Consider the following 21,732-nt stretch of genomic DNA (forward strand, 5'->3'; position numbering starts at 1 on the left):
CTCCGGTGGGGGCCGGAGGGAAGACCCCTCCGCCCGCGGCTCGCGCGGCTCACACGGGCGGAGGGGAGCCGGCTCAGCCGTCGAGTCGGACGACCCGCACGGCCCCCGCCGGGACCGCCAGGCGGCCCGCGGCGCGTTCGCCCGTCAGCAGTTCGGTGCCGGGCGCGTCCAGCGGCACCTTGGCCTCACTGGCGGTGTGGTTGATCGCGAAGAGGAAACTGCCGGAGTCGCCGCTGCGGCGCACCACCTCGACATCGCGGGGCAGGTCGGCGCGCGGGGCGATCCGGGCGTCGTCGGCGGCCCAGCCGATCAGCGCGTCCAGGCCTCGGGCGTCGAGGCGGGTGGAGACGTACCAGGCGGTGCCCTCGCCGAGCCGGTGCCGGGTGACGGCCGGTCGGCCGGCGGTGAGCCCGTCGGCGTACGTCCACACGGTGTCGGCGCCGCGCGGCACCACGAACTCCGTCCACACGTCCCCGGTCGGCTCCGAGCCGTCGGGACCGGTCAGCCGCACCCGCTCGTCCTGAAGCAGCGGCGAGAACTCCTCCACGGTCAGGCCGAGGACCTCGCGCAGCGCGCCCGGGTAGGCGCCCTCGTGCACGGCGTCGTGCTCGTCCACGATGCCGGAGAAGTACGACACCACGAGCGTGCCGCCGTTCTCGACGTACTCCCTCAGGTTGTTCCCGGCCGCCTCCGTCATCAGGTACAGGGCCGGTACGACGACAAGGGGATATCTCGACAAGTCGGCTTCCGGGTGGGCGAAGTCGACGGTGAGATGGCGGTCGTAGAGGGCCTCGTAGAAGGAGTCGGCGCGCTCGCGCGGGTCGTGGTCCTCGCTGGGCCGCCAGGCGAGGTTCTGCGCCCACCAGGACTGCCAGTCCCACAACAGGGCCACGTCGGCCTCGGTACGGGTGCCGCGGATGGCGGTCAACGAGTCCGCGGACGCGCCGAGTTCGACCACCTCCCGCCACACGCGCGTGTCGGTGCCGCCGTGCGGAAGCATCGAGGAGTGGAACTTCTCGGCGCCGCGCCGGGACTGGCGCCACTGGAAGAACATCGCGCCGTCGGAGCCGCGGGCCACATGGGCCAGGGAGTTGCGGGCCATCTGGCCGGGGGCCTTGGCGGGGTTGCGGGGCTGCCAGTTGACGCCCGAGGTGGAGTGTTCGAGCAGCAGCCAGGGGGCACCGCCGGCCACGGAGCGGGTGATGTCCGCCGCCATGGCGAGGTTGACGTGGGTGCGGCGGCCGTCGGTGATCAGGTAGTGGTCGTTGGTGACGAGGTCGACCTCGCGGCCCCAGGCCCAGTAGTCCATGGAGTCGCACTGGCTGAGCGCGGTCATGAAGTTGGTCGTCACCGGGATGCCGGGCGAGAGGCGGTGCAGGATGTCCCGCTCGGCGCGGAAGTTCTCGCGGATGGTGGCGTCGGCGAACCGTTTGTAGTCCAGGGCCTGACCCGGGTTGCCGACGGTCGGGGTGGCCCGCGGCGGGTTGATCTGGTCGAGGCCCGTGTAGTGCTGGCCCCAGAAGGCCGTGCCCCAGGCCTCGTTGACCGCCTCCACGCTGCCGTAGGTGCCGGCGAGCCAGCGGCGGAAGTGGGCCGCGCAGGAGTCGCAGTAGCAGGCCGAGACGGGGACGCCGTACTCGTTGTGCACGTGCCACATCGCGAGCGCCGGGTGGTCGCCGTAGCGCTCGGCGAGCTTCGTGGTGATGCTCGCGGCGGCGGTGCGGTAGTCGGCGTTGCTGTGGCAGATCGCGCCACGCGAGCCGAACTCGTAGCGCACGCCCGCCGCGGTCACCGGCAGCGCCTCGGGGTGGGCCCGGTAGAACCAGGCGGGCGGTGCCACGGTGGGCGTTCCGAGATCGACGCGGATGCTGTTCTCGTGGAGCAGGGCGAGGACCCGGTCCAGCCAGCCGAAGTCGTACTCACCGGGTGCGGGCTCCAGCAGGGCCCAGGAGAAGATCCCGACGCTGACCATCGTGACACCGGCCTCGCGCATCAGCCGGACGTCCTCCTGCCAGACGCTTTCCGGCCACTGCTCGGGGTTGTAGTCCCCACCGAAGGCGAGCCTGGTGAGGCCCCTGGGGGTGGTCTCCGGCATGGATCTCTCCCGTGAAATCGATCATTTGGGAACGTTCACACACAGCGGCGGCGGTGCGAGCCCAACATAACCGCACAGCAACAACCATTGACAAGTGCCTGGGATGTTTCTCTACTGTGAACGCTCACAGAAGCATGGCAGGGCCTTCCGCCACAGAAGGATCCGGGTCATGTGAACGGTCACATCTGCATGGCAGGTCCTCGCAGCAGGCGGGGACCCAGGTCAGGGGAGAGATCCATGCCGCACACGAAGCGCCGTCGCCTCGTGACAACCGCCGTTGCCGTCTCGCTCGGCGCCACCGCCCTCGCCGCCTGCGGCTCGTACGACGACGGCAGCAAGACCGAGTCGGGTCCGGTCTCGCTGACGTACTGGACCTGGACGCCCGGCATGGACAAGCTCGTGGACCTGTGGAACAAGGGGCCTGGCAAGAAGGACCAGATCACCGTCACGGTGAAGAAGCAGGCGTCCGGCGACACGCTGGTCACCAAGATCCTCACCGCGCACAAGGCGAAGAAGGCGCCCGACCTGGTGCAGGCCGAGTACCAGGCGCTGCCGACGCTGGTCAGCAACGGCGCGCTGGCCGACATATCCAAGGACGTCGGCGACGCCAAGAGCAAGTTCGCCGACGGCGTCTGGCAGCAGACCACGCTGGGCACGGACGCGGTCTACGCGGTGCCGCAGGACATCGGCCCGATGATGTTCTATTACCGCGCGGACCTGTTCAAGAAGTACGGTCTGAAGGTCCCGGCCACCTGGGAGCAGTTCGCCGAGACCGCCCGCGCGCTGAAGAAGAAGGCGCCGGACACCGACCTGACCACGTTCTCCGCCGCCGACTCCGGCCAGTTCGCGGGTCTCGCCCAGCAGGCCGGCGCCAAGTGGTGGACCACCTCCGGTGACAAGTGGAAGGTCGCGATCGACGACGCGGCCACCCGGAAGGTCGCCAAGTTCTGGGGCGGCCTGGTCAAGGAGGGCGTCATCGACAACCAGCCGATGTACACCCCGGCCTGGAACAAGGCGCTCAACACCGGCAAGCAGATCGCCTGGGTCAGCGCCGTGTGGGCGCCGGGCACGCTCACCACGGCAGCGCCGGACACCAAGGGCAAGTGGGCCATGGCCCCGCTCCCCCAGTGGTCCGTGGACCAGGACGTCACCGGCAGCTGGGGCGGCTCCTCCACCGCCGTCACCACCGACTCCCAGCACCAGGCGGCCGCCGCGAAGTTCGCCGCGTGGCTGAACACCGACGGCGACGCCCTCAACGGGCTGGCGAAGGAGGGCGGTATCTACCCGGCCTCTACATCGGCCCAGCTCAGCGGCGCCTTCTCCAACCCGCCGGCGTACTTCTCGAACCAGCCGGACTTCTACACCAAGGCCGCCGACATCGCGAAGACCACCGCGCCGTCCGCGTGGGGCCCGAACGTGAACGTCGCCTACACCTCCTTCAAGGACGCGTTCGGCGCCGCCGCCAAGAACAAGTCGGACTTCGCCGCCGCCCTGAAGACGATGCAGGACGACACGGTCGCCGACATGAAGAAGCAGGGCTTCGGGGTTTCTCAGTGACCAGCACCGCACGCCGGAAGTCGTACGGGGTCAAGGGGGCCCCGTACGCCTTCCTCCTCCCCGCATCGATCCTCTTCGCCCTGTTCTTCGCGCTGCCCATCGGCTACGCGGTCTGGCTCAGCTTCCGCAAGGTGCACGTCTCGGGACTCGGCCTGGGCTCGGATGCCCGGAAAGAGGTCTGGGCCGGGCTGGAGAACTACACGGACGCCGTCACCGACAACGAGTTCTACGACGGTGCACTGCGCGTCCTCGGCTACGGCTGCATCGTCGTCCCGGTGATGCTGGGCCTCGCCCTGCTGTTCGCCCTGATGCTCGACACCGACCGGGTCCGGCTCGCCCCGTTCACGCGGCTCGCGATCTTCCTGCCCTACGCCATTCCCGGCGTGGTGGCCGCGCTGCTGTGGGGCTTCCTGTACCTGCCGGACGTCAGCCCCTTCTACTACCTGCTCGACAAGCTGCATCTGCCGCAGCCGAACCTGCTGGACGGCGGGCCGCTCTATCTGGCCCTGTCGAACATCGCGGTCTGGGGCGGCACCGGCTTCAACATGATCGTCATCTACACCTCGCTCAGGTCCATCCCGGCCGAGGTGTACGAGGCGGCGAAGCTGGACGGTGCCACCCCCCTGCAGATCGCGCTGAAGATCAAGATCCCGATGGTGGCGCCCTCGCTGGTGCTGACCTTCTTCTTCTCGATCATCGCGACGCTCCAGGTCTTCAACGAGCCGACCACCCTCAAGCCCCTCACCAACTCGGTCAACACGACCTGGAGTCCGCTGATGAAGGTGTACGTGGACGCCTTCGGCAAGGGGGACATCTACTCGGCGGCGGCCGAGGCGACGCTGATCGCCATCGCCACGCTGGTCTTGTCCTTCGGGTTCCTGCGGGCCGCGAACCGCCGCAACAGGCAGGAGGCAGCGAGTTGAGTTCTCTTGCCGTCCGCAAGGCCGCCCCGGCCGCCGGTACGACGCCCGGCACCGCCCAGGGCCCGCCGCTGCGCCGCCGTATCGCCCTCGTCCCGACGATCACCCTGCTGCTCGGCGCGGTCTACACCCTGCTGCCGGTGGCCTGGGTGGTGATCGCGTCCACCAAGTCCGGCAGCGAGCTGTTCTCCACCTTCACCTTCCTGCCCGGCACCGGCTTCGCCGACAACCTCAAGGACCTCAACGCCTACCGCAGCGGCATCTACTGGCAGTGGATGGGCAATTCCGCCCTGTACGCCGGTCTCGGCGCGCTGTTGTCGACCGCCGTCTCGGCGTTCAGCGGCTACGCGCTCGCGGCCTACCGCTTCCGGGGCCGCGAGACCCTGTTCAACGTGCTGCTCGCGGGTGTCCTGATGCCGCCGGTGATCCTCGCCGTTCCGCAGTATCTGCTGCTGGCGAAGGCCGACCTGACCGATTCCTTCCTGTCCGTGCTGCTGCCGCAGGTCCTTTCGCCGTACGGCGTCTACCTGTCCCGGATCTACGCGGCCGCCGCCGTCCCCGCCGACGTGGTGGAGGCCGGCCGGATGGACGGGGCCGGCGAGTGGCGGATCTTCACCCGGATCGCACTGCCGATGATGGTCCCCGGCATGGTCACGGTGTTCCTGTTCCAGTTCGTGGCCGTGTGGAACAACTTCCTGCTGCCGTACATCATGCTCAGCGACGACGAGAAGTTCCCGCTCACGCTGGGCCTGTACACGCTGCTGGAGCAGGGCGCCAACACCCCGGCGCTGTACACGCTGGTGATCACGGGCGCGTTCCTCGCGGTCCTTCCGCTGATCGCGCTGTTCCTGGTCATCCAGCGGTTCTGGAGCCTGGATCTGCTGTCCGGGGCCGTAAAGTCATGACCATGAGCAGCAATCCGGGGGGCCGGCGCAAACCGCCGACGATCCACGACGTGGCGCGCGAGGCAGGAGTCTCACGAGGCACCGTCTCGCGCGTGCTCAACGGCGGGCACTACGTCAGCCCCGCCGCGCAGGAGGCGGTCAACGCCGCCATCCGCCGGACCGGGTACGTCGTGAACCGGCACGCCCGCTCGCTGATCACCGGACGCTCCGACTCGGTCGGCTTCCTGCTGACCGAGCCGCAGGAGCGCTTCTTCGAGGATCCCAACTTCAATGTGCTGCTGAGCGGTTGCACCCAGGCGCTGGCTGCGCACGACATCCCGCTGCTGCTGATGCTGGCGGGCACGAAGGATGAACGGCGGCGCATAACGCGCTACATCACCGCCGGTCACGTCGACGGGGTGCTGCTGGTTTCCAGCCACTCCGGCGACCCGGTCGCGGAGGAGCTGCGCGAGGCGGGCGTACCGCTGGTCGCCTGCGGCAAGCCGATCGGGCTCGGCTCCAAGGTCAGTTATGTGGCGGCCGACGACCGGGACGGCGCCCGGGACATGGTCCGTCACCTGCTGTCCGTGGGGCGGCGCCGGATCGGTGTGGTCACCGGTCCGCTGGACACCCCGGGCGGTGTGGAGCGGCTCGCCGGTTACCAGGAGGTGCTCGCCGAGGCGGGCGTCGAGGTGGACGAGCGGCTGATCGTCTCCGGCGACTACAGCCGGGCCAGCGGCGAGACGGGCGCGGAGCGGCTGCTGGCGCAGGCCCCGGACATGGACGCCGTGTTCGTCGCCTCCGACCTGATGGCGCAGGGCGTGCTGACCGCCCTGCACCGGGCGGGCAAGCGGGTGCCGGACGACATCGCCGTCGGCGGTTTCGACGACTCCCCCGCGGCGACCGCCGCCTCCCCGGCGCTCACCACCATCCGTCAGCCGTGGGACCGGATCAGTGCCGAGATGGTGCGGGTGCTGCTCGCCCAGATCGGCGGCGAGGACCCGGCCGCGGTGATCCTGCCGACGGAGCTGGTGCGCCGCGAGTCGGCCTGAGGACGCCGGGCTGGTCAGCGCTCCCCCGGCCTGACCAGCCCCGTCTCATAGGCGAGGACGACGGCCTGCGCCCGGTGGCGCAGCCTCAGCTTGGCGAAGTTGCGGGCCGCATGGGGCTCGACCGTGGCCTCGCTGAGGGTCAGCTCGGAGGCCGGTTCGGCCAGGTTCTCCGGGGTGACGTCCTTCAGCCGGTCACGGGCGGCGGCGACCGTCCCGGCGCCGTCGGCGGCCTCGCCCACCACCTCGATGCCCCGGGCGGTGAGGATCAGCCGGAAGCCGGTCTGGATGAGCGTCTGGTCATCGGCGACAGGACGCGGGGCGCTCGCTCGGGCGCGTCGGCCGTCACGGGCCGTCCAGGGGGATCCGGGCCCGGACGCGGTAGCCGCCGCGCGCCCGCCTCACCGTCGCCGAGGTGCTGCGCAGCGAGTGAACGCCGGGGTCGGGGAGCCCGCCGTCGCAACCGGTCAGGATCGGAGAAGCAGCAGCGGGCTCCTCCTCCCTAGCGTGGAAGCACCGACGGAGAACCGTCGGGCCACGCATCTCGAAGGAGTGAGTTCCATGACCGCCGGCCTGCAGACGATCATCTACCCCGTCAAGGACAAGGACCGGTCCAAGGCCCTGTTCACCGTGCTGCTGGGTGTCGAGCCGTACGTGGACGAGCCTTACTACGTCGGTTTCAAGGCCGAGGGACAGGACATCGGCCTCGACCCGAACGGGCACGCCCAGGGCCTGACCGGGCCGGTGCCGTTCTGGCACGTGACCGACCTCCGGGAGCGCCTCGCGACCCTGGTCGAGGCGGGTGCGGAGGTGCTCCAGGACGTGCGGGACGTCGGCAACGGCAGGCTGATCGCCTCTCTGAAGGACGCCGACGGCAACCTGATCGGCCTCCTCCAGGACCCGGCCGCCTGAGGCTCGGACGGACTGTTGCACCCGCACTAGTTGCACACTCAACGGTTGGCTGGATCGGTGCTACGGTGCGGGTATGGCAGTCAAGACGGCCGAGGCCCGGCTCGAGGAGCGGTGGCGGGACATCCTCACGCTGCACGCGCACACGATGTGCGAGATCGACCGCGCCCTGCACCCGCACGGGCTGGGTGCGAGCGACTTCGAGGTGCTGGACATCCTCGCCACCGCCGCGCCCGAGGAGGGCGACCAGTGCCGGGTGCAGAACCTGGTCGGACGGGTCCATCTCAGCCAGAGCGCGCTGTCCCGGCTGATCGGCCGCCTGGAGAAGGAAGGCCTGGTCGAGCGCTCGGTGTGCGCGGAGGACCGGCGCGGGGTGTATGTCGCGCTCACCGGCAGGGGCCGCGACCTTTACACCGAGGTACTGCCGCTGCAGCGAGCCGTGCTGGAACGCATGCTGGCCGCACCGGCCGGCTAGAGGATCAGCTCCGCCCCGTCCACCAGGACCTCCACCCCCTGCTCGGCCACGTGCGCGCGTGCCGATGAGGCGGGGTCCAGCAGCGGGTTGGTGTTGTTGAGGTGGGTGTAGATCCGGCGCGGGCCGGGGTGGCGGGCGAGGGCCTCCAGTGAGCCGTGGGGGCCTGTGACCGGCAGGTGACCCATGGCCGCCTGCCCGGCACCGGTCCGCACCGCGCTGCCCATCTCGTCGGCCGCGAAGAAGGTGCCGTCCAGCAGCACGCAGTCGGCCGACCCGCACAGCTCGTCGAGCACGGGACTCCAGGCGCCGACGCAGGGCGCGTACACCAGCACTCCCCCGCTGGCCAGGTCCTCGACGCGGTACGCCGTCACCCACGGCCCGCCCGGCTCCGGTATCTGCGCCGGCACATACTTCGGGATCTTGGTGCCCACGGGATGGGCCGTGACGACCAGTCCGCCGGCCAGCACGAAGCCGCCGTCGGCCACGCTGTCGGCCCACTCCCAGGAGGCGTAGCGATCCAGGGCGGCGCGTGCGGGAGCGAGGACGGCCCTGACCGGCGGGGCCGCGTAGACCTTCAGCCCCGCCGCCCCGCGCAGCTCGGTCAGACCGGTCACATGGTCGGCCTCCGCGTCCGTGAGCAGCACGCCGCGCAGCGGCGTGTCGCGGGGCCCGGGGCCCGGCCACAGGGCGGGGGTGGCGGTGAGCTGGGTGCGCAGGTCGGGCGATGCGTTCAGCAGCCACCAGTCGCGGCCGTTGCCGGTGACGGCGGCGCACTCCTGGGTGCGGGAGGGCAGTTTGCCGTCCCGGGCGGCCGCGCACAGCGCGCAGGCGCAGTTCCACTGCGGGAAGCCGCCACCGGCGGCGGTGCCCAGCAGGACGACCCTCACGACCATCGGCTCCTTCGGTGCTCCGGACCTTCCGGTGGGATCTTCCCGCCGTGGGGCGGGGTGACTACTCGGAGACGGGGGGCAGTTCCGGCCGACCTGCGCCGGGCCGCCGGTCCACCGGACGCTGCGGCGGGATGGGACCGCCCGGGAAGTCGCGGGGCCCGGTCCACAGGGCGGGCACCGCGTCACAGCGTCGGCACAGTTCGTACGCGATCGTCTCATAGTTGACCCGCCAGCCCTGGAAGTGCGGCCAGGCCTCCTTCGGACTGCGTTCCGCCCGGAAGCCGGCCGCCGCCAGCATGGCCACCGCTTCGTCGAACTCGGCGAAGGTCAGCAGGATCGGGCTGCCGGGCGACGGGTCGGGGTCGAAGGGGATGCGCAGCGCGCGGGCGATGTCGCGCAGGGCGGTGAATCCGGCGCGCAGCACCAGGCGGGCCTCCGGCGGGGCGAGGCGCGGGTCGAGCGCGAGCTGCAGCGCGGCCGCGTCCATGACGGCGATGAGCCCGACCAGCCAGCTGCGGTGCGGGCGCGGGGAGCGGAAGGTCAGCAGAATCGGGTACGTGGAGTGGCTCTCGCCCATGTCCGAGGCGAGGCGCTCCCAGGCGCGGTACAGCTCGGGCAGCGCGGTCTCGGTCTCGACCAGCCACTGCCGGGCGAGGATCTCCGGGCCCCAGGCGGGCTCCCCGGCCCGGGCCTGGAGCAGGGTGACCTCCAGTTCGCGGCGGTTGTAGGCGCTGTAGAGGGTGGGCAGGTAGGCGATCTGGAGGGCGATGAGGACGGGTCCGGTGGCCGCGGCGAGGAAGTCGAGCACGGACAGTTTCAGCCGGGTGCCGCTCGCGAAGCCGAGGGTGAACAGGCTGGAACCGGCTTCGCGGAAGGCGGTCACCCAGGACAGCGGGGACGCCGCGTACAGCAGCAGGCCGAAGCCGAGCAGGGCCCCACCGAGCCAGCTGGCGAGCATGCCGATCAGCATCAGCGGGGCGAGCCACGTCTGGGCGCGGTCGATGGCGTGGTAGCCGCCGCGCAGGGCGATGAGCCCGAGGATCCTGCGCAGCAGCCACCACAGGCGGAACACCAGCGAGGAGTAGAGCCCTCGGGGCACCACGAGGGTGCGGAGAATGCTGCTCAGGACCAGCACCAGTACCAGCCCGCCTGCTACGCCGGAGATCCAATCCATGGGGGCATTTTGTCGCCTGAGGGGGTGGGCTACTGGTGTTGCCCGCGCTGCACTGTGCCGCCGGGTGCTCCGGGCCCTGTCCTGTTCACCTGGTCAGGAGTGTGCGTACTCCGTGTGACGTGAGTGTCAGGCCATGGGTCGAGTTGGCGTCTATCGCCAGGGAGAGGTCGTCCTCGGGCCACTGTGCGGCCAGGGCGCCGAGCGGGATCAGGCGGTAGTGAGAGACGAAGGGCAGCAGCTCGGTCATCGTCGCCTCCGAGGTGAACACGGGGACGACCGGGTCGCCACCGGCCTGTTCGAGGACGGGCAGCGCGACCGTCGCGGGGCCGGCGCCGTCCCCGTCCAGCGCGTCGTCCGGCACCGGCACGAGCACGTCGCTGTGGGCGAGGGTGTCCAGTGCGGCCTCGTTCTCGGCGTCCACGGCCAGGGTGTCCAGCGCCTGCCGGGCCGGCGTCGGAAGGTCGTCGTATGCGGGTGTGTCCATGGCAGATCCCCAGGTAGCGGCGGTCGTACAGCCACGCGCACGGGTCGGCGCCCGGGCGTGTTCCCGCCTCGCGTACCCGGTACGGCTCAGGGCATGCGTGAGGATTCCGGGGTCATGGGGTGTATTCCGTGTCGGACCGGGGGAAGGTGAGGGCCAGCTGGAAGTGGTCGGGGTCGAGCAGGCCGACGACGTGCTCGGCGAAGGAGCCGTCGGGCGTCCGGCTGGTGCGTCGTGTGTGCAGGAACCAGTCGCCGGGCTTCCGGCGCAGCAGCTCCGCCTCGTGGACGTCGATCCGTCGGCCGGACATCCGCTGCTCGCCGTGGTCGGGCCGCAGCCCGGCCCGTTGCAGCACCTCGGGGAGCGAGTCCTGGCCGAGCCCCCGGGCGGGCAGCTCCCGGATCACGGACACGGGCGGCAGGAGGCTGCGTTCGTACGCCACCACGGTGCCGTCCGCGACCAGCTCGCGGGTCCGCTCCACGCACACGAACGCGTCCTTCTCCAGGCCGAGTTCGACGGCGAGCCCGCTGTCGTGCGTCTCGCGTACGGCGAGGGTGTGTACCCGGGTCGAGACATCCTGGAGGGGCAGGGCGGCGGCCCAGCCGGGCCCATGGTCCGGCGGGCGGGCGTCGTGGAGGACGTAGGAGCCCTTGCCGGTTCGGGTGGTGATCAGCCCCTCCTCGGACAGCTCGGCGAGGGCCGCCCGGACCGTCGTACGGCTGACGCCGAACCGCTGGGCGAGGGCGTGTTCGCCGGGCAGCCGTTCTCCGGCCGGGCGGCTGCCGCTGCGGATCTCCCGGGCGAGGATCCGGCCGATCCGCTCGTGCTTGAGCGGGACGCCGGTCACGGCCGGGGCTCCGCCAGCAGGTCGTCGATGGTGGTGACCCGGATCAGCGGCCGGTAGAGGTCCAGCACCTGAAGGGTCTTGACGTGGGAGTCGTCGTCCACGCCCGCGCAGGCGTCGGCCACCACCAGGACCTCGGCGCCGGCGTCGGCGGCGGCCAGGGCGGTGGACAGCACGCAGCAGTCGGTGCTGACGCCCGCCAGGACCAGGCGGCCGTCCGGGCCGACGCGGTCGGCGAGTTCCGGGGTCCACTTGCCGAACGTGGTGGCGTCCACGACGTGGGCGGCGCGGTCGGCGAACTCGTCCGCCAGCTCCCACAGTTCGGCGTCGGGTGGCTGAAGGGCGAAGGGCCACTGGTCGTAGTAGGCGCGCCAGGCTCCGTTGGGGACCTCGGGTGCCAGGAAGCGGGTGAAGACGACGCGGTCGCCGAAGGCGGGCAGCAGGCGTCGTACGCCCGCGGCCGCGTCGGCGAAGCGGGGGGTGGCCCAGGGGCTGGCGGGGTCGGCGAACACGCGCTGCATGTCGATGACGGCCAGCAGACCGGAGGCCGAGGTCATGCCGGGTACACCCCCTCGTTCGGCGACGGGCTCGGCGCCTGGGCCTCCTGCGCGCGCACCCGGCCCCGGCCCAGCAGCAGGGTGGCGAGGAAGGCGAGCGCGAGGGCGGCCAGGACGCCGAGGTTGGCGTACGCCCAGGCGCCGGTCCTTCCGCCGAGGCCGAGCGGCTCGAGGAGGTAGCCCTGCCAACTGAGCCAGCCGGCGGCGGTGTTGGTGACCAGGCCCCAGCCGACGGCGGTGGCGCCGAGGGTGAGCAGCAGCGGCAGCAGGGGTACGTCGCCGTAGCGGCCGTGCGGGCGGTACAGGTCGCCCTCGTCGTAGTCGCGCCGGCGCAGCGCGAGGTCGGCGAGCATGATGCCGCACCAGGCGGCGATGGGCACGCCGAGCGTGGTGAGGAAGCCCATGAACGGGGCGAGGAAGCTGTCGGCGAAGAAGACGATGTAGACGGAGCCCGCGATCATCAGGATGCCGTCGAAGAGTGCGGCCAGATATCGCGGCACGCGCACGCCCGCGGAGAGCAGGGCCAGGCCGGAGGAGTAGATGTCCAGGACGGCGCCGCCCACCAGGCCGAGGACGGCGACCACCGCGAACGGCACCAGGAACCAGGTCGGCAGGATCGTGGTCAGCGCGCCGATCGGGTCGGCGGCGATCGCCGTGCTCAGCCGGTCGGAGGAGCCGGCCAGGAGGAGGCCGAAGACCAGCAGGAGCAGCGGGGCTGCGGAGGCGCCGAGGGTGGTCCAGCCGATCACGCCCCGCCTGGACGAACTGCGGGGTAGGTAGCGGGAGTAGTCGGCGGCCGCGTTGACCCATCCCAGCCCGAAGCCGGTCATCATGAACACCAGCGCGCCGATGAAGTCCTGGGCGGAGCCCGCCGGGAGCGCGCTGACCGTGGGCCAGTGGATGTGGTCGGCGACCAGGCCGACGTAGGCGAGGGTGAGTACGCCCGTGATCACGGTGATCCAGGTCTGCAGGCGCATGATCAGGTCGAACCCCATGACCCCGCCGACCACGGTCAGCGCGGCCACCACCATGAGGGCGACGACCTTAGTCTCCGTGCCGCCGCCCCAGCCGAGCCGGCTGAAGACGGTCGCGGTGGCCAGGGTGGCGAGCGCGGTGAGGACGGTCTCCCAGCCGACGGTGAGCATCCAGGAGATCACCGACGGCAGCCGGTTGCCGCTCACCCCGTACGCGGCCCGGCTGAGCACCATCGTGGGGGCCGAGCCGCGCTTGCCGGCGACCGCGATGAAGCCGCAGAGCAGGAAGGAGACGACGATGCCGAGCACGCCGGCCGCGAGGGCCTGCCAGAAGGAGATGCCGAAGCCGAGGGCGAAGGCGCCGTAGCTGAGGCCGAGAACGGAGACGTTCGCCCCGAACCAGGGCCAGAACAGCGTGCTCGGGGTGCCCTTGCGCTCCGCGTCCCCGATCACGTCGAGGCCGTGCGTCTCCAGCTGGATCTGACGGCCGGTGGATCTGCTGTCGAGGGCGTCCTGCGGATGCGTCATCGCGACCTACCTGTCCAGACGTGTCCAGTCGAGGCTAGGTCCGGGCACGGGGAGCGTCAAGATCGAAACGCACGGAGGGGTTGCTCGACGTGGTTGCCGCGCAGCCGCGTCCGCCACGACCGCGCAGCTCCGGGTGCAGATTCACGCCGGGTACGGGGCTGCCTCGCGTGCCGTCCGGAGCGCGCCCGCCCACCCGGCCAGTTGGTCGGGCAGGGTCCTGGCGTATCCGGAGGCGTCGGGGTCGAGCGGACGGCGGTCCTGCCATGCGGTGACGCAGTCCGGGAAGGCGAGACCGTCCCGGATCGTCACCGCGTGCACCTCGGTCAGGACGTTCTCCAGGTGCGGGACCGCGTGCCGGCCGCCTGCCGCTCCCCCGTAGCTGACGAAGGCGACGGGCTTGGCCGTCCACTGGGTGACGTGCCAGTCGATGGCCGCATTGAGCGAGGCGGGGTAGCCCCGCCGTAAACAACTGAAGGCGAGGCAGCGGGTGTTCTCGATCTTCCGTAATTCCTCTGGGTGTTGGGCACCTTGGGGATTCGGTTCCGAGAAGCATCGCACCCCCAACTGCCGTGTCTCATTCACCTCTTGACCCCTTTGGTACAGACCTCTTAGGTTCCAGCTTGTCCTGCCGTCGATCAGGAAAGGCTGTGATCTCCTCCGTGACCGGACCGTCCTCCCTCCGCCCCGTCGCATTACGAGGCGGCCTCGCCCTCGCCGCACTCGCCCTGACCGCCGCCTCGTTCACCGCCCTTCCCGCCCAGGCCGCTGTCAGCCGCGCCGCATCCGGCCAGTGCTGGGCCACCCACTACGGCCCCCAGCCGCCCGGCGCGCTCACAGCCAGCGGCGAACTCTTCGACAACAACGCCGACACGGCGGCGACATCGCTCAGCCGGAACCCGCAACTGCCCTTCGGGACCCGGGTGCAGGTCACCAACGTCGCCAACGGCAGGTCGCTGGTGGTCCGCATCAACGACCGGGGCACGTTCGTGCAGACTCCGCAGGAGCCCAAGTGCCTCGACCTGACCGACGGCGCCTTCGGCCGGCTCGGCGGCAGCCTCAACCCCGACGCGGGCCACATCGTCGTCACCCAAGCCGTCCTCAACTGACCTCCGGCCGCCGGCGTTCGCCAACTCTTTTTTCTCACTACTTACTTCAGGCATTGATGAAAGTGGGGGTTCCACCATGCCAACGCTCAGCCTCAGACGGCCGCGCACCGCACTCGGGGCGGCAGGCCGGTTCACGATCGGCTTCGTCCTCACCGCCCTTCTCGCCGCGCTGTTCGCCGCCGCTCCCGCCCGGGCCGCCGACGGCACCATCACCGGACTCGCCGGAAAGTGTGTCGACGTGGCGGGGGCCAACAGCGCCAATGGCACCGCCGTACAGCTCTACGACTGCAACGGAACCGGCGCCCAGATCTGGTCCAACCCCGGCGACGGAACGCTGCGGGCGCTCGGCAAGTGTCTGGACGTGGTGGACCGCGGCACCGCGGACGGCGCGGCGGTGCAGCTGTGGGACTGTTCGGGCGGCGCCAACCAGCAGTGGGTGGTGACGGCGGCGCACGACATCGTCAACCCGGCCGCGAACAAGTGCCTGGACGTGCGGGACAACAACAGCGCCAACGGCAGCCGGCTGCAGATCTGGAGCTGCTCCGGCGGGGCGAACCAGAAGTGGAACGCGCCCGTGAGCGGCGGTGGCGGGGGCAACCCGTCCGGATTCGTGGTCAGCGAGGCGCAGTTCCACCAGATGTTCCCGAACCGGAACTCGTTCTACACCTACAGCGGGCTGACCGCGGCCCTCGGCGCCTACCCCGGCTTCGCGAACACCGGCAGCGACACCGTGAAGAAGCAGGAGGCCGCCGCCTTCCTCGCCAACGTCAGTCACGAGACCGGCGGTCTGGTGTACGTCGTCGAGCAGAACACCGCCAACTACCCCACCTACTGCGACTGGAGCCGGCCCTACGGCTGCCCCGCGGGACAGGCGGCGTACTACGGGCGCGGCCCGATCCAGCTCAGCTGGAACTTCAACTACCAGGCGGCCGGTGCCGCCCTCGGCATCGACCTCCTCAACAACCCGTGGCTGGTGCAGAACGACGCCTCCGTGGCCTGGAAGACCGGCCTGTGGTACTGGAACACCCAGACGGGACCGGGCAGCATGACCCCGCACAACGCGATGGTCGACGGCGCGGGCTTCGGCCAGAGCATCCGCAGCATCAACGGCTCCCTGGAGTGCGACGGCAGGAACCCCGCGCAGGTCCAGAGCCGCGTCGACGCCTACCAGCGCTTCACCCAGATCCTCGGGGTCTCCCCGGGCAGCAACTTGTACTGCTGACGCGAGCTGCCCGACAAGGAGCCGTCATGCGCACATTGACGTCTGTGACCAAGGTCCTCCTCGGTGCCCTCGGCGCGATGACGCTCGTCGTCGCGGCCCCGGCGAGCGCCCACGCGAACGTCCTGCAGCTGCTGCCGCAGAACGCCGACGGCCTGGAGCAGACCTTCTCCCCCGCCTACGACTACGACGGTGACGGCTGCTACGCCACCGCGGCCATCGGAGCCGACGGCACCATCAACCCCGGCCTGAAGCTCGGCGGCGATGTCAACGGACACTGCCACGACTACGCCCAGCTGGCCAACGCCAACACCTACTCACGAGAGAAGTGCAACAACGGCTGGTGCGCGGTGATGTACGCCAGCTACTTCGAGAAGGACCAGGCGACCCTCGGCCCGGCGGCCATCGGGCACACCCACGACTGGGAGCACGTCGTGGTGTGGATCAACAACAACGAGGTCCAGTACGTGTCGGTGTCCCAGCACACCAGCTACCAGGTGGCCGCCCGCTCCGCGGTCCGCTTCGACGGCACGCACCCGAAGATCGTCTACCACAAGGACGGACCGTCCACCCACGACTTCCGCTTCGCCAACACCAACGACGAGCCTCCGGAGAACGCGACCGGCGGCTGGTTCTTCCCCCGCCTGGTGGGCTGGAACGGCTACCCGGCCGGGTACCGCGACAAGCTCATGAGCGCCGGCTTCGGGGCGGCCAGCATCAAGATCAAGGACGGCGACTTCGCGTACGCACTGGCGCACTCCATGCCGTCGGGCATCCCCTTCGACCCCAACGGCTGATCTCCGGCGCGCCGCATCGCGAGGTGCGGCGCGCCGCGGTCGACGCCCGGGCGGTGCGGCACCTAGTCGTTGCGCAGCAGCCGTGCCGTCAGGTGGTGTTGCAGCGGCCGGCCGACCGCACTCAGGTCGTGCTCGAACGACAGCGAACCGTCGTCGTTCAGGAGGTAGCGGCGGCGAGTGGCGTCGACCTTCTTGGCGGTGGGGGCGAGGGCCACTGCGTGCGTGGTGAGGTCGACCTCGTGCCCGGTGACCCGTCCGACCAGGATCTCCGCGATGCCGGTGGGCTGGGTGATGAGCGCTTCGACCCGGCCGTCCGGCTGCATACGCCACCATCCGCTCTCCCGGGCGGCGGGGCGCAGCGGGGCGTCGTCCTCGTCGAGCAGCCAGGCCCGGGCCTCGTAGCGCAGGAAGGGACGGCCGTCGTGGCTGAAGGTCACCTCCTGCTCGTACGTGAAGTCCCCGGAGAGCGTGGGGTATCCGCCCCGGCCCCGGCCGTGCCAGCGGCCCAGCAGGCCGAGCACGGGCTGGAGCAGTGCATGCGGGGCGGGCTCCTCCTCCGGGCGGAGACGGTCCGGATAGGGGGACTCCGATGCGGGGTCGATCACGATGCGCGCTCCTGGGTCTGCGTCGGTGACGGTGCCGGTGCCGGTGCCAGGTGAAGCCTATGCCGCCGAGCCGGTGGCGCCTGGTGCGCCGCCCATCATGCGCAGCATCGCCGATCCGCCGGTGCGGAAGAACCGTACGAGCAGGACGGCGGCCAGCAGGAGGAAGGCGATGTTGAGCCAGGTGGTGTAGTTCCAGGAGACGCCCTCCATGGGGATCTTCGCCCGGCTGCGGTCGGGGACGAGGCCGAGGCCTCCGAAGACGAACTCCACGACGTATCCGGCGACGACCGTCGCGCCGTAGAAAGTGGCCAGGAGGAAGCCCGCCATCCCGATGCCGTAGTACTTCCGGTAGATGTTGAGGATCGGCAGGATCACCAGATCGGCGAAGACGAACGCCACGACGCCGCCGAAGCTGATGCCGCCCGTCCACAGCACCACCGCCAGCGGCACGTTGCCGATGGAACACACGAACGAGGCGATCGCCACCAGCGGGCCGATGAGGGGTCCCCACAGTTTGGCGGCGAGCGGGTGGCCCTCGAAGAAGAAGGCACCCCAGAACGAGTCGGGCACCCAGGCGGCGATGGCACCGGCGATGAGCAGCCCCAGCACCAGGTCGCGCAGGATCGCCGCCCACTCCATGACGAAGACGTGCGAGGTGGCGGTGAAGCCCGCACCGGACAGCAGCCGGCGGGTGAAGGAGCCTTCGCGGCGGACGGACATGTCCATCGCCGCGTGACCCTCCATCGACCCGGCCAGCCCCCGCTCGGCCTGCGCGCTCGCCTGACGCAGCAGCCTGTCGCTCAGGAAGCGGCGGAAGAGGACGGCCAGCACAACGATCATGACGGGCCCGCCGACGAATTCGGCGAGGGTGAACTGCCAGCCCATCAGCAGCGCCAGGATCACGCCGAGTTCGACGACGAGATTGGTGGAGGCGATCTCGAAAGCCATGGCGGCGGTGAAGTTCGCGCCCCTGCGGAACAGCGATCGCGCCAGTGCGACCGCGGCGTAGGAGCAGGAGGAGGAGGCGGCACCCAGGCCGGCGGCGATGGCGAGCGTACGCGGCCGGTCGTCGCCGAGGAGCGAGACGACCGCGGACTTGCGGACCACGGCCTGAACAACCGCGGACAGGGTGAAGCCGAGGATCAGGGCCCAGGTGATCTCCCAGGCCATGGATCCGGTGATGGACAGTGCGTGCAGTACGGCGTGCATCTGGGAAGCCTCTCGTCCCCGGTGCGGCGTTCGGTCCATGGACACGCGGTCACGACGGGTGGCCAGCTCGTACGGCCGGGCGCGGGGCGCCGCCCGGGCGCACCCCGCGCTCGTCGGCCCCACCGGCCGCCCCTGCCCCCGCGTACCCTGTTTCACGTGCCCGTTTCCCGCCTCCGCCGCGTCGCCGTTCTCGTGCTCGAAGGTGCGAAGCCGCTCGATGTCGGCATTCCCGCGCAGGTCTTCACGACCCGCGCGAGCATGCCGTACGAGGTGCGGGTCTGCGGGGCGGCCCCCGGACTCGTGACCGGCGGCGACGGGCTGTCGTACCACGCCGCCCACGGTCTGGAAGCGCTCGCCTGGGCCGACATCGTCTTCATCCCCGGCTACCGGTTCCCGGACCGCGAGGACCCGCCGCAGGCCGTCGTGGACGAGCTGATCGCGGCCCACGAACGCGGCGCGCGGCTCGCCGCCATCTCGACGGGCGCCTTCGCGCTCGCCGCCACGGGCCTGCTCGACGGCAGGCGCGCCACCACGCACTGGCACTACGCACGGGCGCTCGCGACGAAGCATCCGCTCGTCCGGGTCGACGAGAACGTCCTGTTCGTGGACGAGGGCAGCGTGCTGACGTCGGCCGGCGCCGCCTCGGGCATCGACCTGTGCCTGCACATCCTGCGCGGCGACCTGGGCGTCGCCGCCTCGAACCACGCGGCCCGGCGCCTCGTTGCGGCCCCCTACCGCAGCGGCGGCCAGGCGCAGTACGTGCCGCGCAGCGTGCCCGAGCCGCTCGGCGAGCGGTTCGCCGCGACGCGCGAGTGGGCGCTGCACCGGCTCGCCGAGCCGCTCACCCTGGAGACGCTCGCCCGGCACGCGGCGGTCTCGCCGCGCACCTTCTCGCGGCGCTTCGCCGAGGACACCGGGTACACGCCCATGCAGTGGGTCATGCGCGCCCGCATCGACATGGCCCGTGAGCTGCTGGAGCGGTCGGAGCGGGGCGTGGAGCAGATCGCCGCCGACGTCGGGCTCGGCACGGGTGCGAATCTGCGGCTGCACTTCCAGCGCATCCTCGGCACCACGCCGAGCGAGTACCGGCGCACCTTCACCAAGGGCGAGTAGTCCAAGGGCGAGCACTCCGGCGCGGTGTGGCGCGATCCTTGCGAACCATGGCGATCGCGCCGCTGTCCGGTGCGGGCGCGGTCCGCGAACCTGGTGGCGACGCGAAGGGACACCACTCACTCATGACTCGTATCGCCATCAATGGATTCGGCCGCATCGGACGCAATGTGCTGCGCGCGCTGCTGGAGCGCGACAGCGATCTCGAGGTGGTCGCCGTCAACGACCTCACGGAGCCGGCCACCCTGGCCCGGCTTCTCGCCTTCGACACGACGGCCGGCCGGCTCGGCCGCCCGGTGAGCGTCGACGGGGACACTCTCGTGGTCGACGGCCGCCGTATCAAGGTGCTCGCCGAGCGCGAGCCGGGGCAGCTGCCGTGGGCCGAACTCGGCGTCGACATCGCCCTCGAGTCGACCGGCCGCTTCACCTCGGCCAAGGCCGCCGGCGCCCACCTGGACGCGGGCGCGCGGAAGGTGCTCGTCAGTGCGCCGTCGGACGGTGCCGATGTCACGCTCGCGTTCGGCGTCAACACCGATGCGTACGACCCGGCCCGGCACACGATCGTCTCGAACGCCTCGTGCACGACCAACGCCCTTGCCCCGCTGGCCTCGGTGCTCGACGACCTCGCCGGCATCGAGCACGGCTTCATGACGACGGTGCACGCCTACACGCAGGAGCAGAACCTGCAGGACGGTCCGCACCGCGACGCCCGCCGCGCCCGTGCCGCCGCCGTCAACATCGTGCCGACCACGACGGGCGCCGCGAAGGCGATCGGTCTCGTGCTGCCGAACCTGGACGGCAGGCTGTCGGGCGACTCGATCCGCGTGCCGGTGCCGGTGGGCTCGATCGTCGAACTCAACACGACCGTCGCCCGTGACGTGACCCGCGACGACGTGCTGGCCGCCTACCGCACCGCGGCCGAGGGCCCGCTCGCCGGCATCCTCGAATACTCGGAGGACCCCCTGGTGTCGGCCGACATCACGGGCAACCCGGCCTCTTCGATCTTCGACTCGGCCCTCACCCGCGTCGACGGCCGCCATGTCAAGGTCGTCGCCTGGTACGACAACGAGTGGGGCTTCTCGAACCGCGTGATCGACACCCTCGAACACCTCGCCACTCACTGACCGACCGCCCGGGGCGGCCCCGTCTCTGGGGCCGCCCTCTTCCTGTTTCGGTGGGGCCGCCCCGGGCGGGCGTGCGCACAGCGGGGGCCAGTTGGCCCGGCCGGAAGTGGGAACGGGTACGGCCACCGAGAGGGCGGCCACTGTCGCGTCGCCGGCGAATGTCTGTCGTGCCTCAGTCGTCGTCCGGAAACTCGCCCGAGAAGGCGGCCGCCAGGCGCAGCCAGGGCCTCGCCTCGTCCTGCCGACCCTGACGCTGCAGGGTGCGGCCCAGCATCAGATGGGCGTAGTGCTCCACCGGATCGCGCTCGACGATGATGCGCAACTGCTCCTCGGCACGCCGCAGTTGCGCCGAGTGGTAGTAGGCGCGCGCCAGCAGCAGCCGGGGGCCGGTCTGCTCCGGGACCTCCTCCACGACGGCGGTGAGCAGCCTGGCGGCACCGAGGTAGTCCTTCGCCCCGAAGAGCAGCCGGGCCCGCTCCCAGCGCTCGGTGGTGGTCTCCTCGTGCGGGACCCCGGCACCGTTGTCGAACAGGTGCAGGGCGCTGGCCCAGCGGTCGGGCGCGACTCCGTCGGTCGCCCGGTGGTCGTTGAAGTTGTCGCTCATCAGGGTCCTCCTCTCCCAGCTCGCCGCCAGGTTCTGTCGTGGCGTCTCAGACCGCCGGCTGGGCCGACTGCGTACGCTCGGCAAGCAGGGACGCGTGGGTCGGGGCGTCGGGCACGGCGGCCGGCCGGTTCTTGGCGAACTCCCGCCGCAGGACGGGTACGACCTCCTCGCCGAGCATGTCGATCTGCTCCAGCACGGCCTTCTGCGGGACTCCCCCGCCGTCCACGACGAACAACTGGCGCTGGTAGTCGCCGAAGTGCTCGCGGAAGGTGAGGGTCTTCTCGATGACCTGCTCGGGGCTGCCGACGGTCAGCGGGGTCTGCTCCATGTACTCCTCCATGGAGATTCCGCCTCCCATCAGCGGCGAGTGGTCGAAGTATGGCCGGAACTCGCGGATGGCGTCCTGCGAGTTGGGGCGCATGAACACCTGGCCGCCCAGGCCCACGATCGCCTGCTCCGGTGTGCCGTGCCCGTAGTGGGCGTACCGGGTCCGGTACAGCTCGACCATCCGCTTGGTGTGGTCGGCGGGCCAGAAGATGTTGTTGTGGAAGAAGCCGTCGCCGTAGTACGCGGCCTGCTCGGCGATCTCGGGCGAGCGGATCGAGCCGTGCCAGACGAACG

23 protein-coding genes and 1 pseudogene are annotated in these 21,732 nt (G+C 70.8%); 11 read left to right on the forward strand and 13 right to left on the reverse strand.

Annotation, left to right across the window (positions count from 1 at the left end; translation table 11 throughout):
- Positions 1-73: 73 nt before the first annotated feature.
- Positions 74-2,095, reverse strand: a complete 2,022-nt coding sequence (locus ACZ5DS_RS38915) for a beta-galactosidase (RefSeq protein WP_468248272.1) — start codon at positions 2,093-2,095, stop codon at positions 74-76.
- Between the two features lie 237 nt (positions 2,096-2,332).
- On the opposite strand from ACZ5DS_RS38915, the gene ACZ5DS_RS38920 reads away from it, so the two are divergent.
- From ACZ5DS_RS38920 to ACZ5DS_RS38935, 4 genes are read left to right on the forward strand one after another with little or no spacing between them, the layout of a single operon-like run.
- Positions 2,333-3,652, forward strand: a complete 1,320-nt coding sequence (locus ACZ5DS_RS38920) for an ABC transporter substrate-binding protein (RefSeq protein ID WP_468248275.1) — start codon at positions 2,333-2,335, stop codon at positions 3,650-3,652.
- Positions 3,649-4,575, forward strand: a complete 927-nt coding sequence (locus ACZ5DS_RS38925) for a carbohydrate ABC transporter permease (RefSeq protein ID WP_468248278.1) — start codon at positions 3,649-3,651, stop codon at positions 4,573-4,575. The genes ACZ5DS_RS38920 and ACZ5DS_RS38925 overlap by 4 nt, the downstream gene beginning before the upstream one ends.
- Positions 4,572-5,477: a carbohydrate ABC transporter permease gene (locus ACZ5DS_RS38930; RefSeq protein ID WP_468248280.1), complete on the forward strand. Its 906-nt coding sequence runs from the start codon at positions 4,572-4,574 to the stop codon at positions 5,475-5,477. Before ACZ5DS_RS38925 ends, ACZ5DS_RS38930 begins: the two co-directional genes overlap by 4 nt.
- Positions 5,474-6,508 carry a LacI family DNA-binding transcriptional regulator gene (locus ACZ5DS_RS38935; RefSeq protein WP_468248282.1) on the forward strand — a complete coding sequence of 345 codons (1,035 nt, stop codon included), beginning with the start codon at positions 5,474-5,476 and terminating at the stop codon, positions 6,506-6,508. The genes ACZ5DS_RS38930 and ACZ5DS_RS38935 overlap by 4 nt, the downstream gene beginning before the upstream one ends.
- 14 nt (positions 6,509-6,522) lie before the next feature.
- Here ACZ5DS_RS38935 and ACZ5DS_RS38940 read toward each other — a convergent pair whose 3' ends face one another.
- Positions 6,523-6,747, reverse strand: coding sequence for a LuxR C-terminal-related transcriptional regulator (locus ACZ5DS_RS38940; RefSeq protein WP_468248285.1), 225 nt, complete (start codon positions 6,745-6,747; stop codon positions 6,523-6,525).
- 319 nt (positions 6,748-7,066) lie between these two features.
- Between ACZ5DS_RS38940 and ACZ5DS_RS38945 the strand changes: the two genes are divergently transcribed.
- Positions 7,067-7,417, forward strand: a complete 351-nt coding sequence (locus ACZ5DS_RS38945) for a VOC family protein (RefSeq protein ID WP_468248287.1) — start codon at positions 7,067-7,069, stop codon at positions 7,415-7,417.
- A gap of 73 nt (positions 7,418-7,490) precedes the next feature.
- Entirely contained in the window at positions 7,491-7,889 is a 399-nt protein-coding gene (locus ACZ5DS_RS38950; protein WP_468248290.1) for a MarR family winged helix-turn-helix transcriptional regulator, read from the forward strand.
- Here ACZ5DS_RS38950 and pqqB read toward each other — a convergent pair.
- The 7 genes and pseudogenes from pqqB to ACZ5DS_RS38985 all read right to left on the reverse strand — a co-directional run.
- Positions 7,886-8,776 carry a pyrroloquinoline quinone biosynthesis protein PqqB gene (gene pqqB / locus ACZ5DS_RS38955; protein WP_468248292.1) on the reverse strand — a complete coding sequence of 297 codons (891 nt, stop codon included), beginning with the start codon at positions 8,774-8,776 and terminating at the stop codon, positions 7,886-7,888. The genes ACZ5DS_RS38950 and pqqB overlap by 4 nt on opposite strands.
- Positions 8,777-8,840: 64 nt before the next feature.
- Positions 8,841-9,953, reverse strand: coding sequence for a hypothetical protein (locus tag ACZ5DS_RS38960; RefSeq protein ID WP_468248293.1), 1,113 nt, complete (start codon positions 9,951-9,953; stop codon positions 8,841-8,843).
- 85 nt (positions 9,954-10,038) lie between these two features.
- Positions 10,039-10,437: an SseB family protein gene (locus ACZ5DS_RS38965; RefSeq protein WP_468248295.1), complete on the reverse strand. Its 399-nt coding sequence runs from the start codon at positions 10,435-10,437 to the stop codon at positions 10,039-10,041.
- A 112-nt stretch (positions 10,438-10,549) separates the two neighbouring features.
- Positions 10,550-11,281: a GntR family transcriptional regulator gene (locus ACZ5DS_RS38970; RefSeq protein WP_468248298.1), complete on the reverse strand. Its 732-nt coding sequence runs from the start codon at positions 11,279-11,281 to the stop codon at positions 10,550-10,552.
- Positions 11,278-11,835 carry a cysteine hydrolase family protein gene (locus ACZ5DS_RS38975; protein ID WP_468248300.1) on the reverse strand — a complete coding sequence of 186 codons (558 nt, stop codon included), beginning with the start codon at positions 11,833-11,835 and terminating at the stop codon, positions 11,278-11,280. Before ACZ5DS_RS38975 ends, ACZ5DS_RS38970 begins: the two co-directional genes overlap by 4 nt.
- On the reverse strand, positions 11,832-13,337 hold the full coding sequence (locus ACZ5DS_RS38980) for a purine-cytosine permease family protein (protein ID WP_468248302.1): 1,506 nt from the start codon (positions 13,335-13,337) through the stop codon (positions 11,832-11,834). Before ACZ5DS_RS38980 ends, ACZ5DS_RS38975 begins: the two co-directional genes overlap by 4 nt.
- Positions 13,338-13,478: 141 nt before the next feature.
- Positions 13,479-13,790, reverse strand: a pseudogene (locus tag ACZ5DS_RS38985) (NADPH-dependent FMN reductase); the annotation flags it as partial.
- Positions 13,791-13,996: 206 nt separating this feature from the next.
- Here ACZ5DS_RS38985 and ACZ5DS_RS38990 point away from each other — a divergent pair.
- The 3 genes from ACZ5DS_RS38990 to ACZ5DS_RS39000 all read left to right on the forward strand — a co-directional run bounded on the left by ACZ5DS_RS38990 (position 13,997) and on the right by ACZ5DS_RS39000 (position 16,459).
- Positions 13,997-14,443: a septal ring lytic transglycosylase RlpA family protein gene (locus ACZ5DS_RS38990; protein ID WP_468248305.1), complete on the forward strand. Its 447-nt coding sequence runs from the start codon at positions 13,997-13,999 to the stop codon at positions 14,441-14,443.
- A gap of 76 nt (positions 14,444-14,519) precedes the next feature.
- Positions 14,520-15,665, forward strand: a complete 1,146-nt coding sequence (locus ACZ5DS_RS38995) for a glycoside hydrolase family 19 protein (RefSeq protein ID WP_468248307.1) — start codon at positions 14,520-14,522, stop codon at positions 15,663-15,665.
- A 26-nt stretch (positions 15,666-15,691) separates the two neighbouring features.
- Positions 15,692-16,459: an NPP1 family protein gene (locus ACZ5DS_RS39000; protein ID WP_468248309.1), complete on the forward strand. Its 768-nt coding sequence runs from the start codon at positions 15,692-15,694 to the stop codon at positions 16,457-16,459.
- A 62-nt stretch (positions 16,460-16,521) separates the two neighbouring features.
- Here the strand turns inward: ACZ5DS_RS39000 and ACZ5DS_RS39005 are convergent, their stop codons facing one another.
- Positions 16,522-17,064 carry a nitrobindin family protein gene (locus tag ACZ5DS_RS39005; protein ID WP_468248312.1) on the reverse strand — a complete coding sequence of 181 codons (543 nt, stop codon included), beginning with the start codon at positions 17,062-17,064 and terminating at the stop codon, positions 16,522-16,524.
- 57 nt (positions 17,065-17,121) lie between these two features.
- Complete coding sequence (locus ACZ5DS_RS39010) at positions 17,122-18,273, reverse strand: permease (RefSeq protein ID WP_468248314.1); 1,152 nt, start codon at positions 18,271-18,273, stop codon at positions 17,122-17,124.
- A gap of 156 nt (positions 18,274-18,429) precedes the next feature.
- On the opposite strand from ACZ5DS_RS39010, the gene ACZ5DS_RS39015 reads away from it, so the two are divergent.
- Positions 18,430-19,386 (forward strand): GlxA family transcriptional regulator, encoded by a 957-nt coding sequence (locus ACZ5DS_RS39015; protein ID WP_468248316.1) that lies wholly within the window; start codon positions 18,430-18,432, stop codon positions 19,384-19,386.
- 122 nt (positions 19,387-19,508) lie between these two features.
- On the forward strand, positions 19,509-20,507 hold the full coding sequence (gene gap, locus ACZ5DS_RS39020; RefSeq protein WP_468248342.1) for a type I glyceraldehyde-3-phosphate dehydrogenase: 999 nt from the start codon (positions 19,509-19,511) through the stop codon (positions 20,505-20,507).
- Between the two features lie 172 nt (positions 20,508-20,679).
- Here gap and ACZ5DS_RS39025 read toward each other — a convergent pair whose 3' ends face one another.
- Together ACZ5DS_RS39025 and ACZ5DS_RS39030 are read right to left on the reverse strand one after the other, a co-directional pair.
- Positions 20,680-21,111 carry a tetratricopeptide repeat protein gene (locus ACZ5DS_RS39025; protein WP_468248319.1) on the reverse strand — a complete coding sequence of 144 codons (432 nt, stop codon included), beginning with the start codon at positions 21,109-21,111 and terminating at the stop codon, positions 20,680-20,682.
- A gap of 46 nt (positions 21,112-21,157) precedes the next feature.
- On the reverse strand, positions 21,158-21,732 hold a 575-nt coding region (locus ACZ5DS_RS39030; protein WP_468248321.1), incomplete at its 5' end, for an LLM class flavin-dependent oxidoreductase.

Source organism: Streptomyces sp. NPDC031100 (assembly GCF_055570785.1).